15 protein-coding genes are annotated in these 16,440 nt (G+C 49.9%); 7 read left to right on the top strand and 8 right to left on the bottom strand.

Annotation, left to right across the window (positions count from 1 at the left end; genetic code table 11):
* Nucleotides 1-7: 7 nt before the first annotated feature.
* From AC1RVX_RS05005 to AC1RVX_RS04970, 8 genes are all read right to left on the bottom strand, one after another.
* Nucleotides 8-442 carry a hypothetical protein gene (locus AC1RVX_RS05005; RefSeq protein ID WP_493215472.1) on the bottom strand — a complete coding sequence of 145 codons (435 nt, stop codon included), beginning with the start codon at nt 440-442 and terminating at the stop codon, nt 8-10.
* Nucleotides 443-451: 9 nt separating this feature from the next.
* A complete protein-coding gene (locus AC1RVX_RS05000) occupies nt 452-1,699 on the bottom strand; it encodes a hypothetical protein (protein ID WP_493215471.1) in 1,248 nt (415 codons plus the stop codon).
* Between the two features lie 117 nt (nt 1,700-1,816).
* Entirely contained in the window at nt 1,817-2,167 is a 351-nt protein-coding gene (locus AC1RVX_RS04995) for a ComEA family DNA-binding protein (protein WP_493215470.1), read from the bottom strand.
* 91 nt (nt 2,168-2,258) lie between these two features.
* Entirely contained in the window at nt 2,259-3,110 is an 852-nt protein-coding gene (locus AC1RVX_RS04990) for a peptidylprolyl isomerase (protein ID WP_493215469.1), read from the bottom strand.
* Between the two features lie 150 nt (nt 3,111-3,260).
* On the bottom strand, nt 3,261-4,562 hold the full coding sequence (gene moeA / locus AC1RVX_RS04985; RefSeq protein ID WP_493215468.1) for a molybdopterin molybdotransferase MoeA: 1,302 nt from the start codon (nt 4,560-4,562) through the stop codon (nt 3,261-3,263).
* A gap of 1 nt (nt 4,563) precedes the next feature.
* On the bottom strand, nt 4,564-5,175 hold the full coding sequence (gene mobA, locus AC1RVX_RS04980; RefSeq protein WP_493215467.1) for a molybdenum cofactor guanylyltransferase MobA: 612 nt from the start codon (nt 5,173-5,175) through the stop codon (nt 4,564-4,566).
* Nucleotides 5,176-5,245: 70 nt separating this feature from the next.
* On the bottom strand, nt 5,246-6,370 hold the full coding sequence (gene moaA / locus AC1RVX_RS04975) for a GTP 3',8-cyclase MoaA (RefSeq protein ID WP_493215466.1): 1,125 nt from the start codon (nt 6,368-6,370) through the stop codon (nt 5,246-5,248).
* Between the two features lie 196 nt (nt 6,371-6,566).
* Nucleotides 6,567-9,563 carry an Rne/Rng family ribonuclease gene (locus AC1RVX_RS04970; RefSeq protein WP_493215465.1) on the bottom strand — a complete coding sequence of 999 codons (2,997 nt, stop codon included), beginning with the start codon at nt 9,561-9,563 and terminating at the stop codon, nt 6,567-6,569.
* 626 nt (nt 9,564-10,189) lie between these two features.
* On the opposite strand from AC1RVX_RS04970, the gene AC1RVX_RS04965 reads away from it, so the two are divergent.
* The 7 genes from AC1RVX_RS04965 (at nt 10,190) to ccoS (ending at nt 16,440) form a co-directional block, all read left to right on the top strand.
* On the top strand, nt 10,190-11,203 hold the full coding sequence (locus AC1RVX_RS04965) for an RluA family pseudouridine synthase (RefSeq protein WP_493215464.1): 1,014 nt from the start codon (nt 10,190-10,192) through the stop codon (nt 11,201-11,203).
* 89 nt (nt 11,204-11,292) lie between these two features.
* Nucleotides 11,293-11,952 (top strand): HAD-IIIA family hydrolase, encoded by a 660-nt coding sequence (locus tag AC1RVX_RS04960; RefSeq protein WP_493215463.1) that lies wholly within the window; start codon nt 11,293-11,295, stop codon nt 11,950-11,952.
* Between the two features lie 16 nt (nt 11,953-11,968).
* Nucleotides 11,969-12,334: a Rieske (2Fe-2S) protein gene (locus AC1RVX_RS04955; RefSeq protein ID WP_493215462.1), complete on the top strand. Its 366-nt coding sequence runs from the start codon at nt 11,969-11,971 to the stop codon at nt 12,332-12,334.
* A gap of 14 nt (nt 12,335-12,348) precedes the next feature.
* On the top strand, nt 12,349-13,332 hold the full coding sequence (locus AC1RVX_RS04950) for a S49 family peptidase (protein ID WP_493215461.1): 984 nt from the start codon (nt 12,349-12,351) through the stop codon (nt 13,330-13,332).
* A 440-nt stretch (nt 13,333-13,772) separates the two neighbouring features.
* Complete coding sequence (locus AC1RVX_RS04945) at nt 13,773-14,015, top strand: heavy metal translocating P-type ATPase metal-binding domain-containing protein (RefSeq protein WP_493215460.1); 243 nt, start codon at nt 13,773-13,775, stop codon at nt 14,013-14,015.
* A gap of 4 nt (nt 14,016-14,019) precedes the next feature.
* Nucleotides 14,020-16,293 carry a heavy metal translocating P-type ATPase gene (locus tag AC1RVX_RS04940; protein ID WP_493215459.1) on the top strand — a complete coding sequence of 758 codons (2,274 nt, stop codon included), beginning with the start codon at nt 14,020-14,022 and terminating at the stop codon, nt 16,291-16,293.
* A 3-nt stretch (nt 16,294-16,296) separates the two neighbouring features.
* A complete protein-coding gene (ccoS, locus tag AC1RVX_RS04935; protein ID WP_493215458.1) occupies nt 16,297-16,440 on the top strand; it encodes a cbb3-type cytochrome oxidase assembly protein CcoS in 144 nt (47 codons plus the stop codon).

Raw genomic sequence — 16,440 nt, 5'->3', positions numbered from 1 at the left:
GCAAATATCAATTATTTATGTTGGGGTCATAGATCAGTTTCACCCGTTTATCGAGTTTTTTTCTTTCTATATAGCCTATTGCTCCCTTGTTACCGCTGACTATATCCATGACTTCTTCTGCTGTATCCGCCTGACGTGGCGGCGTGCCCTGTCCGGAAAACATCAGTCTGGCCCAGTAAGAATTAATTTCAGGTAAATTTTTATTCACCAGTATGGAATAGAATTGCGCTTTTTCTGCGTTCGGTGTTGCCAAATCAACTGGTAACGCATTGATACCAGACGCCAGTTTGCGATTTCTTCCCATGTATAGATTGATGACTTCATCCTTGCTCAGTTTTTCAATCCCGCTTTGTGGATTTGCAATCACGACCAGGTCGGCCATGGCGTTTCCGTGCCAGAACACCAGCATGCTACACAAGGTCAGGTAATAAAATCTTCTCATCACTCGCCTCTAAAAGATGAAATTGTAGGCGAGGCTGAACAGTCTGGCCTTGCCATTCCATCCAGGCTGGTTATTGCGGGTCAAAAGAAAACGATCTGCGTGTATTTGATCAAGCTGCAGTTTCAGGTTGGACTTTTCTGTCAGGTCGTAGCGCACGCCAACGGACAAGGTAGTCTGGTGGTTGAACTGATTGCTGATGGACTGATTGAATCCTGCGACCAACATGTCAATGTTGGGGCTGATGCCGGTTGGCAGACTGGCCGGTATTTTTTGATCCTCGGATCTGGTGGCAGAATAAGTCGCATAAGGCGTCCAGTGATCAATGCGATAACCCATGGTCAGGTAGGCTGCGCGGCTCGCCGGAAACAATAAAGACTCGGAGCTCAGGCGGTTTATCATCAGTTGTACTTGCAAAGGGCCATTGTCATAAGCCACGCCAGCAGACACATATTTGAATTTTTTATCTTCCATGGACAAAGCATTGCCCAAGCTTGCGGCATAGGGAAATACAGCATTTAATGCGGGTGAGCGGAAACCATCCAACAGGCCTTGCAAGGGGGGAAACTCATTCTTGAATTTCAATTCTGAATAGCCGATGCGGTAAATCCAGTTTTGTGACTGGTATTCAATATGCGCTCCTGTCAAGTGAGAGCCATTCAGGGACAGGTAATGATCCTGGCTGTCGGTAGTCGTCCTTTCTCTCGCCAACCCGGCAAAAAACTTCGCACGAACTATTCCGTCGCCTAGCGGTCTTGAAACGACCATGTCGGCACCATCGAAATAGGTAATAATTACATTACCAAAGAAATCGACGGGTGGGCGTACCCATTGATAGGAATAGGCGACATTGCGTGAGTCTGCCAGCAGGTAGACATCAAAACCCAGTCGTCCTGCACGCAACTGGACTGTGTCATTGGGAAGGTAACGACCATATGCCCAGGTCAGTTGCGGTTGATAGCCCTCTGCAGAACGGCGGCTGACTAGTTGAAGCGCTGCATCATAATTTTCACTGGCCCGGTAATTGATTTGCAGGCCCAAATTAGAATCAAGGCCAAAGTCGGTTTGTCTGGTATAACCAACGCCGTATGGCTGGGTCAGATCACGGACAATATCCACATCTCTGGTGTCGCTGTGTGCAACACCGAGGGTGCCAAAGCCGCTGATGGAAAATGATTTATCTTCATCTGCCGCATGGGCAAATGCTAAATGTGCCAAAAAACAGGCGAGCAGACTGATGCGTGAAAATCTGCCTGACATAGGACCTCACCGTCATTGCAAAGCGTTACACAATAAACAAATCTTTTACCCAGCGCCTGTGGCAAGCCTGTCAAAAAGCTTACCTGCAAGTTGGCAGGTACTGGGTGAGCGATATCATTATTTCTTCACTGCTGGCTTTTGTTTGGCTATGACCAAATCCTTGATACCGTTATAAACGTCTTCGGTGAGTATTTTTTTCGACAGCAGCTCATCTTTGCCTTTATACGGCCGCCCTTTGATGATGGCATCAGAGCGGACATCGCCAATTTTAGGCAGGCTGGATAGTTCTTTTTTGCTGGCGCTGTTCAAGTCTATCAGCTCCACTTTGGCGGAAGCCGACGCCGAAACTGAAGCGCTGGATGAGGCAGAGGCGGACGCTTTTTTGGCGTCATCCTTGGCATAAGCGCCGGATTGTGTCAAAAATACCAGTGTTGTTGCCAACAATATTGATTGCCACTGTTTTTTCATTTTTACCCCGTCTGTAAAAGTAAAACAGGAGCACAAACGGCTCCTGTTTCAACACAACATTTATAAGAGCTGCACTATGCAGCATAACATGTTATTGCGTCTGTACCATCGAATTAATCAAGACTGGTGTTACTGGTACGTCACTCATGCCACCTGTTGTCGTGGTCGGTACTGCTTTGATTTTGTCCATGACATCCAGGCCGGTAACAATGTTGCCAAATACAGCATAGCCGTTACCTGCGACCAAACCGTCAAGACTGGTATTGTCGACCACGTTGAAGAAGAATTGTGATGTTGCAGAATCAGCCACGCTGGTGCGTGCCATGGCGATAGTGCCGCGCAAATTGCTCAGGCCATTCGGTGTTTCCAGCTTGATGGCTGCCAGGGTCGTTGGTTGCTGCAGATCGGCGGTAAAGCCACCACCCTGAATCACGAAATTGCTGATGACGCGATGGAAAATTTTGTTCACGTAAAAACCGTTTTCCACATACTGCAGAAAATTATCCACGGTAATAGGTGCTTTTGCCGGATTCAGCTCAATCACCATCGTACCCATACTGGTCACCATGGTCACTTGTGGCTGCAGTGCCAGTGGAACATTGAGTGATCCTGAATACAGGGAAGTGCCGTCAGCTGCGGTAATGGAAACAGTGAACGCCCCTGCCGCAATGATTTTGCATGACAGGACTTTTTGGGTGGATGTACTGCCGGCCAGTTCTGTGGGTTTCAGGCAACCTGTGATGTTTGCGTTGATGCCTTTGTCCAGATTTTGTCCGGTAATTGTGAAATTGGTAATTTTTCGATACAGCAGTTGGTCTGTGCTGACCTTGGTAACAGTGACTCCGGCCGAGGCTGTTGCAGTAGCAGACGAACCACCACCACCGCAACCAGCAAGCAATAAGAGGGATGCGCATGCACCGATGATCCATGACGAAGCTTTCAAGCTGTTCTCCAGTAATGTTTAAACTGATAATTGTACTTTGCTGGCGAGCAATGTCATCATAATGTAAGCGTCTGTTACTTTTTTATACTTGTTATTTACATCTTGCGGCACTGGATATGAGCTAAAGCTGCCCAAAATTGCACAAATTTTCTAAAGCAAGCCTTCAAACAGTAAAACATGGACTTTTTCACCAGGAAGTACTGTAGTTTGGTCGTGTTGCAAGACAATTATGCAATTAGCTTCTGACATGGAGCGCAAGATGCCTGAACCCTGCGCACCGGTAGTGCTGACACTGAGTTCGCCATTTTCTGTTGTCCCCACTATGCCGCGCTGAAATTCTGTCCGGCCTGGGCGCTTGCGTATTGTCTGTGTTGTGGCTACCGGTATCAGAGGCAGGGGAGGGACCTCTGCTCCCATCAGGCGATGCAGAGCCTGGCGGGCAAAAAAATAAAAACTCACCATGACCGCCACCGGGTTACCTGGCAGGCCAAAAAGATAGGCGCTTTTGCCATTTGAGGCAATTTGGCCAAATGCCAGAGGGCGGCCTGGGCGCATGGCGACACTCCAGAAAGCCACATGTCCCAGTTTTGCCATGATTTCCTTGGTGTAGTCAGCAGCGCCGACGGATACGCCACCAGAGGTAACGATGGCGTCTGCACTTTCACACGCCTGACGCAAACCTGCTTCCAGCGCATCTGGATTGTCTTTCACTACTCCCATGTCTATGACATCACAACCCAGTCTGGTCAGCATGCCAAACAGGGTGTATCGGTTGCTGTCGTACACACAGCCTTCATCTAATGGCTCCCCTAGCGAGCGTAATTCATCGCCGGTAGAAAAGAAAGCAACCCGCAGGCGTTTTTGGACCTCCACTTCAGCGATCCCCAGTGACGCCAGCAGGCCCAGATCAGCCGGTTTGAGTATCTTGCCCATGCTGATCACGGTTTTACCTGCTGCCAGGTCTTCTCCTTTAAGGCGACGATTGTCTCCGGTTCGCAGTTTACCTGTGGGGATGGTGACATGAGTATCGTTGCATGCAGTAACCAGCTCCTGCGGGATGACCGTATCGCAGGAGGCGGGCATGACGGCGCCAGTGGTGATGCGTATGCATTCACCCTGGTTGATTTGACCCAGGTAGGCTCGTCCGGCAAGAGCTGTGCCGACGATACGTAGTTGTCTGTCTTGCCCGGCAGGTAAATCTTCGCCGCGAAAGGCAAAGCCATCCATGGCAGAATTATCGTGGGCCGGTACATTTATTGCAGAGATGACGTCTTTTGCCAATACCCGTCCTAACGCCTGACGCAGCGGCATTCGTTCAGTAGCATGCAAAGGTTGTATGCATTGACTGATGATAGCCTGAGCCTGTTCTACGGTGACTGCATGTGGGTCATATGCTGGCATGGCAGCAAGGATGTCTTGCAGACTGGTGTTTGAGGTGTTGGCAAGTGGCATGTCAGTGATCCAGTTCCTGTAATTCTTTGAGTGTATTGACATTGCGGAAGGCTTCATTGTCTTCAAACAATACTTCACTTGTATTCAGTTTTCTTTGCCAGTCATTGAAGCGGCGACCACCATTTTGCAGATAAGCATTCAATTGAGCTAATACTCCAGTTTTCATCAGAGAAAAAACGGGGTGAGCTTGTTTTTTGGAGGCACCATCCAGATTTTCCATGGTGACAGCTACCGCTGCATCGTTGCCATCATCAAGCAGTGCCAGAGCGAGGCGGCTAACCAGGTCATGCGGCAGCATGGGGGAGTCACAGGGTACGCAAACGAGATAGGGTGTGGTACATGCCTGCAGACCCACCTGCAAGCCAGCCAGTGGCCCGGCAAAACCTATGATCTGGTCAGATACTACCGGCACACCAAAACCTTGATAAAGGTCCAGATTCTGATTGGCATTGATGATGATCTTTCCGGTCTGTGCAGACAGTGTCTGCAAAACGTGCTGCACCAGTGTTTGTCCGCGAAAATGCTGGAGACCTTTATCCACTGTACCCATGCGCGTGCCACGGCCACCTGCAAGTATCAGTCCGGTAATCAGATTTTTATCGATAGAGGTCATGGCAACACGGGTATGGCAAAGTCTACATACCGATATTATCCACCATCAGCGACTTCTTTCTGTTACCTATTTAGCCACCAATATAAGACATCTCGATTTTCTTGCGGCTGATAGTGTTCTGGTCAGTCTGTTGGCTACGCAACTCAGAATAACGGTCACTGCGCTTGTGCCAGATGCCAGCGATCACATTGGCAATCGCCAGGTCGGAATGTTGATCCGGCGAGCGCAACAGGGCACGCAGATCATGGCCGTGTGAGGCAAACAGACAGGTATAGAGTTTGCCTTCAGTAGATAGCCTGGCGCGCGTGCAATCACCACAAAATGTCTGGGTAACGCTGGAGATTAAACCCAGTTCTGCACCACCATCGGCATGGCGCCAGCGTTTTGCAGTCTCACTCTTGTAATTGGCCTCTATCGGGGTCAGTGGCATGCCTGCATTCTGAATGCGCCGGATAATCTCAGCCGAAGGAATTACTTCATCCATTTGCCAGCCATTTGATGCACCGACATCCATGTATTCGATGAAACGCAAGATTTGCCCGCTGCGCTTGAAATGGCGCGCCATGGGTACAATTTCCTGATCGTTGACACCTGCTTTAACCACCATATTGACTTTGACTGGCCCCAGTCCTGCTTTCTCTGCGGCGGCTATGCCGTCCAGCACTTCGGATACAGAAAAGTCCACATCATTCATGTGTTTGAAAACATCATCGTCCAACGCGTCCAGTGATACGCTGACCCTGGTCAGGCCAGCATCTTTCAGGCTCTGGGCCTTGCGGGCCAACAAGGAACCATTAGTGGTCAGCGTCAGGTCAAGCTGTTTGTTATCGGGCGTGCGCAGACTGGCCAACATCGCTATGAGTTTTTCTATGTTTTTGCGCAACAGGGGTTCGCCACCAGTGAGGCGGATTTTGTTGACGCCATGGGCGACAAAAATGCTGGCGATGCGATAGATTTCTTCAAAACTCAGCAGTGCCTCATGTGGCAGATATTGATAATTTTTATCAAATACTGCTTTGGGCATGCAGTATACGCAACGGAAATTGCAGCGATCCGTTACTGATATGCGCAAATCGCGTAAGGGCCGGGCAAAGCTATCCTGCAACTTGCCGTCTGGTGTTTGTAACTGATTAGGTATTACCAGGCGGGATGTGCGTTGCCTAAAATCTGTCAGCGGAATAAATTTTTCCGTCATGGTGTGTCAGCTGGTTTGAAGTGTTGCGAGCATATATATGCTTGGCCCTAAACAATAGCACGACTGGCAAAGTCTTGCGTTCCGGCTCTTCATATGAATTTGCAAACCAGGCCAACACGCCCTAATGAGAAAACCGGTAATTCTGACGAATCACCGGTTTTCTGTACGTTGCTTGTTACTTTAGTGTGGCAGCTGTCTAGCGACGTGTTTCCACCAGTACCAGTGGCTCGTCATTAGCGACAGGTAGCGGCTTACGCTCGCGTGGAACGCGTACCGGAGGTACAAATTTCTGCGCATCTTCCTGTGCTGCCTTCAGTTTAGCCGGATCTGTACTTGCCAGTTCCAGACCTGCTTCTTTCAGCATGGAGTGCAGACTCTCCAAAGGCATCGCAGCGGTAGTCTCTATCTTGCTGGAATGACTTGCTGGCATCGGTACTTCATTGGCGACTACTGTGGCTGTTGAAGTTGTTGAGGGATTTGCAATAATTACGTTTTCAGTAACTGGTGCAGGTACTGCAATTGGTGCCGATTCAACAACTGAAACAGGTGAGATTGTTGCTTCCACGTTAGTCACAGGTGTTGTAACTGACTCAGGTGCGGCATCCAGTGTGTCATTGTTGACACCTGAACTTGCAACCAGGGTGTTGGTGGCAGCTACATCATTGGCGACCGTAGTTTCGGGCGCATTGATAACTTGCGCTGTTACAACGTTATCTGCAACCTGGAGTGGTGCCGCACTTACTACTGGCGCTTCAATTATTGCGGCTTCAGTCACCGATGGTGCTGGCGCAGCAACTGGAGCAACATCTGCGACAACGCTGCTGATTGCAGGTGTTGCCAGTGGTTCTGCAACCGGTGCGGGTTCAGATGTCTTGGCAGGCACGACATGATCAGTCTGTGTAGCTTCTGGTGTCTCGCTCACAGCATCAATCGGCAATTCGCCTTGTTCATTGACTTGTTCATTGACTTGCTCATTGCCATCACGGTCACGGCGATTGCGGTTGCGGCCTCCACGACGACGACGGCGACGACGTTCTTCACCTTGCTCACTAGTTTCATTTTCAGCGCCCGATTCCAAAGCTTCCAGTTGCGGATTGGCTGGCATGACTTCGACAGGAACCGGATCAGCGTGTTTCTGAATAGTTTCTTCTACCTTGTTTTCCTGCGGCTGGTTTTCCTTGCGTTCGTCACGCTGACGTTGCTGGCGTTCACGGCGGCTTTCTTGCGGTTCACGTTCTTCTCGTGGCGGTTTGGGAGCTTTAGGTGGACGTGCATTTTCAGCAGTTACTGCAGGTTTTGCTGTTTCTTGCTCAGGTTTTTCGGCGCGTGCTGGACGGTCTTCGCGCTCTTCGCGGTCGCGGTTGCGACGGCTATTGCGATTGCGCTGATTATTGCGCGGATTGCGTGCATTGCGGTCGCGACCATTGGCTTTTTCTTCTGTTTGCTCGGGTGTCTCAACTACCGCAGGTGCTTCGGATTTGCCAAACAGGAAGCCAAACAGCTTGCTGAAGAAACCAGGTGCTGCTGGTGCGCTGACCGGTGCTGCAAGTACAGGGGCCGGTACTTCCTTGCGTTCAACGATAGGCGCTGTGTCAGGAGTGATACTCTTGACCATCGCTTCCTGGCGTGGCTTGACGTCTTCTTTCTGACGCTTGCTATAGCCGATATCGGTATCAGCCTGCTCTGCCATAGCATAGCTGGCGTGGTGGTCTTCAAGACGTGGATCGTCATTTTTCAGGCGATCAAGTTTGTAATGTGGGGTTTCCAGATGCTTGTTTGGAATCAGGATGACAGTCACACGATGACGCGTTTCTATCTTCAGGATTTCGCCGCGCTTTTCGTTCAGCAGGAAGGCAGCAACGTCGACAGGAACCTGGACGTGGATAGCCGCAGAGTTTTCCTTCATTGCCTCTTCCTGGATGATACGCAGGACTTGCAGGGCAGAAGATTCAGTATCGCGGATATGACCAGTGCCGTTACAACGCGGGCAAGTCACATGGCTGCCTTCGGACAGGGAAGGGCGCAGACGCTGGCGTGACAATTCCATCAGGCCAAAGCGGGAAATCTTGCCCATTTGCACACGTGCACGGTCATAGCGCAGTGCATCTTTCAGGCGGGTTTCCACTTCGCGCTGGTTTTTGGCGTTTTCCATGTCGATAAAATCGATCACGATCAAACCGCCCAGATCACGCAGACGCAATTGACGGGCTACTTCTTCAGCGGCTTCCAGATTGGTATTGAAAGCTGTTGTCTCGATATCACCACCACGGGTGGAGCGAGCCGAGTTAACGTCCACGGAAACCAGGGCTTCAGTGTGATCGATAACGATCGCGCCGCCGGATGGCAGTGGTACGGTACGGGAATAAGCAGTTTCAATCTGATGTTCGATCTGGAAACGTGAGAACAGCGGTACGTCATCGCTGTAACGTTTGACGCGATGCACCATGTCGGGCATCACATGGCTCATAAATTGCTGAGCCTGCTCGTAAATTTCATCGGTATCAATGAGGATTTCACCGATGTCTGGCTGGAAATAATCGCGGATGGCGCGGATCACCAGAGAAGATTCCTGATAAATCAGGAAAGCGCCTGGAGAGGATTTGCCAGCGCCTTCAATGGCGCGCCAGAGTTGCATCAGGTAATTCAAATCCCATTGCAATTCGTCAACATTGCGACCTATACCTGCAGTACGGGCAATTACGGACATGCCACCGGGCAAGTCCAGTTTGTCCATGGTTTCGCGCAATTCCTGACGATCTTCACCTTCGACACGGCGGGAAACACCACCGCCGCGAGGATTGTTCGGCATCAAAACCAGATAGCGGCCAGCCAGCGAGATGAACGAGGTCAAGGCTGCGCCCTTGTTGCCACGTTCTTCTTTTTCGACCTGGACCATGATTTCCTGGCCTTCACGCAGCGCTTCCTTAATGGAAGCATTACGTACATCTACACCCTCTTTAAAATAGGTACGTGCAACTTCTTTGAAGGGGAGGAAGCCGTGACGCTCTTCGCCATAGTTGACGAAACAGGCTTCAAGGGAAGGTTCGATACGAGTGATCACACCTTTGTAGATATTGGACTTGCGCAGCTCACGGCCAGCAGTCTCGATATCAATGTCAATTAGCTTTTGCCCATTGACAATGGCAACGCGCAACTCTTCTTGCTGCGTTGCATTGAACAGCATACGTTTCATGTTTTACTCCGTGACCTGGTGGTCATCTTGTGTTGCCACTTATATTGGAGGCAACTGTACTGATACGGGATGTACGCGGGAACGGAGTGCTTGAGGGGGAGGGAATGCCTGAGACAAAGCAGGGCGGAACCAGCTACGACAAGATTATTGTCATGCTGAATAAAACCGGGCATCTGTTTTGCGCTGGGCGCGGACAGTCAGGGTAAAAAAGCACGAGTGCACATGTCCCCCGCGTTGTATGACTTGGTTGCTGTGTACAGCAACCAGTGACAACGCCAGGCGATGAGCAACTTTGATGTCAGACCATCTTATTTTGTTGTGTCTGACGGAATCGCCCCGATTACCATCACTGTCAACCGGCAAGCATGTTACTTCATAATTAAAGCAGCATCTCTTGCCAGACTTATCCTTACAATTCAAACTCTCTGATCCAACCTCGTTGATCCATGCCCGATAACAACAATTGGCTGTTACCCTGACAGGCAAACGACGCTGCATACACATCTTTTCCATCAAATTTGCAAACAGGCGAGGCCGATGGACATGCCCCTGTGTAAAATAGTCGTTTATTCCTCTTACACTGCTAAAAGCATAAATGCTCAAGCGAAAACGATTATATATTCAAAATGAAGGACTTAGCGACAATTAATAGGGGAGCACATCAAATTCAGATGGAAAAGCCTTCCCCTCAGCAGCCTTCGGTATCTCAACCCAAAGTACAGTTGCTCACGATCTCTGAAGAAGAGGCGGGGCAGCGCATTGACAATTTCTTATTGCGCATCTGCAAAGGCGTGCCAAAAAGTCATGTTTATCGTGTATTGCGATCGGGCGAAGTGCGTGTCAACAAAGGGCGTATCGACCAACTGTACCGTCTGGTGGAGGGGGATGTTGTCCGTATTCCGCCGATACGCATGGCAGAAGCCGCAGAGCAGACAGCACCCAGGCAGGAATTTCCCATCCTGTTTGAAGATAACTTCTTGCTCATTATCGACAAGCCTGCCGGTGTTGCCGTACATGGCGGTTCTGGCGTCAGTTATGGCGTGATCGAACAATTGCGTGCTTCCAGGCCGGATGCCAAGTTTCTGGAACTGGTGCACAGACTGGACAGGGAAACCTCGGGCATACTCTTGCTGGCAAAAAAACGCACAGCATTAACAAATTTGCATGAGCAAATGCGGGATGGTGTAACTGATAAACGTTATCTGACCCTGGTCAGTGGCGATTGGAAGAATGCGCGTCAGCATGTCAAACTGGCATTGCACAAGTATACGACAGCCGAAGGTGAGCGCCGGGTACGGGTGCAGGCCGATGGCATGCAGTCACACACGGTGTTTTCCCTGAAAAAGAAATACCGCGATTTTGCATTACTGGAAGCCGAACTGAAGACCGGGCGTACGCATCAGATCCGTGTTCATCTTTCTGCGAGTGGTTTTGCGATTGCGGGGGATGACAAATATGGTGATTTTGCCCTGAACCGTGCCTTGCTCAAGGCCGGCGAAGGCAGGGGAGCCTTGAAGAGGATGTTCCTGCATGCGCATCAGATCAGTTTTGTTCATCCTGAATCGGGCAAGACCCAGACGGTGAACGCTCCTTTACCTGCTGAATGCCTTAATTTCCTGAAAACACTGGCACACGCTTGAAAATTCTTAATGGTTTAGTAATGGTAATATGCCGTTATTGATGAGAAACATGTTACGGATTCTGGAATGAGTCCGTATTTATTAAAAATATGGCAAAAAAGCAATTCGATTTAATTGTATTTGACTGGGATGGTACCTTGATGGATAGCACTGCCGTCATTGTCAAATGCATACAGGCAGCTGCGCGTGATTTAGGATTGCCGATTCCGAAGGAAGATGTGGCATCTTTTGTCATCGGCCTTGCCTTGCCGCAGGCCATACAAGTTGCCATGCCGGATATAGATCCCAAATTCTATCCGCGTGCAGTGGAGCGTTTTCGCTACCATTTTCTGGCCAAAGACCATGAACTCCCCTTGTTTGATGGGGTAAGGGAAATGTTGGCCGAACTTTCGCAGGAAGGCTACTTTCTGGCCGTTGCGACCGGGGCCAGCCGGGTAGGTTTGAGCCGGGCCTTGCATACCGCCAGACTGACTTCGGTATTCGATGCCACCCGCTGTTCCGACGAGACTTTTTCCAAACCTCACCCTGCCATGTTGCAAGAGTTGACACGTGAACTGGGTCAGGATATGCGCCGCACGGTCATGATAGGTGATACCACGCATGATCTGCAGATGGCCAGCAATGCCGGTGCGGCAGCAATTGCCGTCGAGTATGGTGCGCATGACCCGGCTGCCTTGCTGGACTTGAATCCGCTGTTCTCGGCGAAAAACGTGACGCAATTGCGTGACTGGTTACGCGACAATGCATGAATGAGGTAAAAGTCAGATGACAGCGATATCTATTTGTGAGTCTGGTGATTTGATCGAAGGTGGCAAGGGCGTGCGCTTTCCCCTGACAGCGGGCAGTGATGACGCGGTCGGTTTCGTCATTCGCTATGGTGGCGCGGTACATGGCTACCTTAACCGTTGCGCTCATGTGCCGGTAGAGTTGGACTGGAATCCCGGTGAGTTCCTGGAATCCAGTGGCCTCTACATCATGTGCGCCACCCACGGTGCAATTTATCAGCCGGATACCGGCTATTGCACAGGCGGACCCTGCCGTGGGGGGCGTCTGCGAAAAATTAATGTCAGTGAAGTGGATGGGCAAATTTATTGGCATCCTGATGATTATATTCAGCCTGTCATCGCCTGAAACCGGAAATACTTATGAACGATCAATTATTGAATCCACAGAGCCCTGAGGCTGACAAAAAAAACGCCAATTGGGAGCGGGAATTGCTGGAGAAGCTGGCTACCGAATCATTGCGCGAGCAAAGACTGCGCCGACGCTGGGGCATCTTCTTTAAATTTGTGTTGCTGTTTGTTGTGATGTTCAGTTTTTACTATTTCAGCGATTACGCAACTAATGAAATGGAAAACCTTGGTCATCATACCGCCTTGATAGAAATTGACGGCAACATAGAGTCAGAAGGCAGTGGCAGTGCCCATGACGTCATTCCCGCATTGAACCGCGCGTTTGCTGAGCCTGGCTCGGTGGCGGTGGTGTTGCGCATTAATAGTCCAGGTGGCAGCCCTGTGCAGGCTGGCATGATCAATGAAGAAATTGGCAGGCTACGTAAAGAATATCCTGAGAAAAAACTGTATGTCGTGGTCGATGAAATTTGCGCATCCGGTGGTTATTACATCGCTGTCGCCGCAGATAAAATTTATGTGAACAAGGCCAGCATCGTTGGTTCAATAGGTGTGCTGATGGATGGTTTCGGTTTTACCGGCATCATGGATAAACTGGGTGTGGAACGTCGTCTGATGACTGCGGGTGAAAACAAGGGTTTTATGGACCCATTTTCACCACAAACAGAAAAACAAAAAGCCTTTTCCCAGGCTATGCTGAATGAAATCCATCAGCAATTTATTGATGCCGTGCGTGCTGGCCGAGGTCAGCGTTTGAAAGAAACACCAGAGATGTTTTCCGGCTTGTTCTGGATCGGTACCAAGGCGGTGGAAATGGGTTTGGCCGATGATTTTGGCTCAGTTGATTCAGTAGCGCGTGATGTGATCAAGGTTGAAAATATCGTTGATTACACGCAAAAAGAAGGTTTGCCTGAACGCGTACTGAAAAAATTTGGGGCATCGATTGGATCAAGTGCAGCGACGACGATTCTGAAGGGAAATGTTCCCAATATACGCTAATGGCAGAGTGAAATCAGCTATTTCGTTTGGTTGATTTCTTTAATCCCCAACGCCGCTTGCATAGTTATTTTTTTCTTTCTCTTGTTTCAGGCTTGGCCTATAGTAGGGGCGTAACTGGTTCAAAAGAAGGAGGTCGATATACAAAAATCTTTTTTGTATCCTAGGCGGATTAAATTTGAGCTCCGGTAATGTCTTATGTACCGGTTATTAATGAAGTGGAATGACATACAATTTATGCAGGGCTTATCCGTGTAGTTGACGGATCAGAGGTTTCTCAGACTCCTCGCTATGTAGCATCCATGATGTAAAAAGGACGGCAGTGCAACGCTGCCGTTTTTTTTCGCCCTGGTTTTTGCGAAGGCGTTTCTTGAAATAGATCAAGCTTGCAGTTTTCTTTTCTTATAGAATCTCAGCTATTCTGTCCCACTTCTTGGGGAATCATGGCATTTGCTTTCTTATCGCGGCTAGAGACTGGCTTTTTGCCCTTCACGGCAAGGGGCAAGCTGAGCTGTTTTCATTGCGGTGAAAAAATGCGTGAACGTAATGCTTTATCAGTCAAATTCAATGGCACTCAGCAACAGGTGTGTTGCCATGGGTGCCTGGCGGTATTGCGGACCATAGAGCAAAACCACCTGGTTGATGAGTACCTGAAAAATAAAGCCGGCCTGATCGGTGCTGAATAGCCCCATGAACACTTTTGGAAATGCCGCAACCACCGCAAGTGTCAGTGAGGCGAAACTTGCACTTGAGAATGAGAAATTGCATTTGTCAGGAATGCGCTGTGCTGCCTGCGTGCAGTTGATAGAGTTCCGCGTGCGTCAACTGCCCGGAGTTTCTTCATTCAAAATCAATCCGGCCAGTCACAGGGCGGACATCGCCTGGAATGCCGACATCATTTCCCTGAAGCGCATTTTATCGGCCATCATGGACCTGGGTTATGGCGCATTGCCAGCCAATCAATCGCCTGATGCATTCGAGCGAAAAGAAAACAGGCTGGCACTATGGCGTTTGTTTGTCGCTGGTTTTGCCATGATGCAAGTGATGATGTACGCCTTTCCTGCCTATCTGGTGCCGGTTCCGCAAGTTGACGGTGATTTAAGCCCTGATCTGGATCGTCTGCTGAAAATAGCCAGCATGATCATTACCCTGCCTGTGATAGGCTTTTCTGCCACGCCATTCTTACGCTCGGCCTGGCGTGATCTGAAAAACCGGCATATAGGTATGGATGTCCCGGTTTCGTTGGGAATATTGTGTACTTTCCTGGCCAGTGTTTGGGCAACATTTGCTGGCGGGGCCGTGTATTTTGATTCGGCCATCATGTTTGTGTTCCTGTTGCTGGGTGCTCGTTTGATCGAGTCCAAAGTACAGAAAAAAACCAGTGCTGCGCTACGTATATTGACTCAATTGACACCAGGCATGGCGCAACGCTTCATTGCTTATCCGCAGCATCAGCAGACCGAGCAGGTAGATGTCGGTGCTTTGTGTGCCGGTGATATGTTGCTGGTGGCAGCCGGTGAACATATTCCTGCAGACGGTGTTGTCATTGACGGTGACAGCGCCTGTGATGAAGCCCTGATGACCGGGGAATCGTTGCCCGTGTCCAAGACTGTGGGTAGCAAGTTGATTGCTGGTGCCATCAATATCAGTGGCGCCCTGGTCATGCAGACGCAAGAAGTGGGGGGCGCAACGCAACTGTCCCAACTGATTGCCATGATGGAGGCAGCAGCTACAGAAAAACCACCACTGGTTTTGCTCGCGGACAAACATGCCAGCCGTTTCCTGTTGATCATTTTACTGTTGGCGGTAGCGAGTGGCGTTGCCTGGTGGCATATCGATAGTGCAAGGGCAATCTGGATTGCCATCAGCATTATTGTTGTGACCTGTCCTTGCGCCTTGTCGTTGGCGACACCCGGCGTCATGTCTGCAACGATAGGCATCATGGCGAAAAATGGTGTTCTGCTCACTAAATCGCGGGCGATTCAGGCGATGGCATCGTCCACCCATATCGTATTTGATAAAACCGGAACGCTGACTTTGGGCAAATTGCAGGTTGACGAGGTGTTGGCGCTGCAAAAACAGGATGCAGTGGATCATGAACATGCCATGCAGATTGCCTTCGCAATGGCATCTCGTTCTACACATCCGGTTTCCAGGGCGATAGCAGACTATCTGACACCAGCCGTGGCAGGCAATGTATCTATGGATTTGCCTGAATTATCCAATTTGCGCGAGGTGCCAGGTGCCGGACTGGAATGCTTTTTTAATGGTGTGCAATACCGCTTGGGTAGTCCGGATTTTGTGCTTGCCGGCCTTCACCTGGATATCCCTGACGCGCTGAAACAGCAAACACTGGCGGTGTTGGCTACTGGGCGGGATGCATTACTTTTGTTCGCCCTGGATGACATCGTGCGTGATGATGCTGTTGCAGCGATTCGTCAATTAAAAAACAAGGGCAAGAAAATCCTGCTATTGTCTGGTGATAGAGCGGAAGTCGTTGCCAGGGTTGCCGCGCAGTGTGATATTCAAGACGCCCGTGGTGGTTTGAGTCCGACAGGCAAATATGAAATCGTGCGTCAATTGCAGGCTGAAGGCCATACCGTTATCATGGTCGGTGACGGTATGAACGATGGCCCGGTGTTAGGTTTGGCGGACGTTTCTGTTGCCATGGGGCAGGGCGCAGCCATTTCGCAATCGCGCAGTGATATGCTGTTGATGTCGAATCGTTTGCTGGATCTGGATTTCGGACTGACACTTGCCAGCAAAGCCTATGCACTGATTCGTGAAAACCTGGCATGGGCCGTGTTTTATAATCTGGTTGCGATTCCTGCTGCGGTCAGTGGTTTGCTGGAGCCGTGGCACGCTGCTTTGGGCATGTCTCTGAGTTCCCTGATCGTGGTATTGAACGCCTTGCGACTATATCGTGTACCGCAACCCCAACATATATTGCAGGAACAGGCTTAATTTATGGATATTTTGTATTTACTGGTTCCGCTAAGCCTGATCCTTGTCTTTGCGATAGGTGCTGTGTTCTGGTGGGCTATCAACCACAACCAGTTTGATGAGCTTGATCAGGAAGGTCAGCGCATCGTCGATGATGTGGATGGTTGA

This window comes from Undibacterium sp. GW821-FHT11B02, from assembly GCF_058808955.1.
This window is presented reverse-complemented; position numbering and strand designations above follow the sequence as displayed.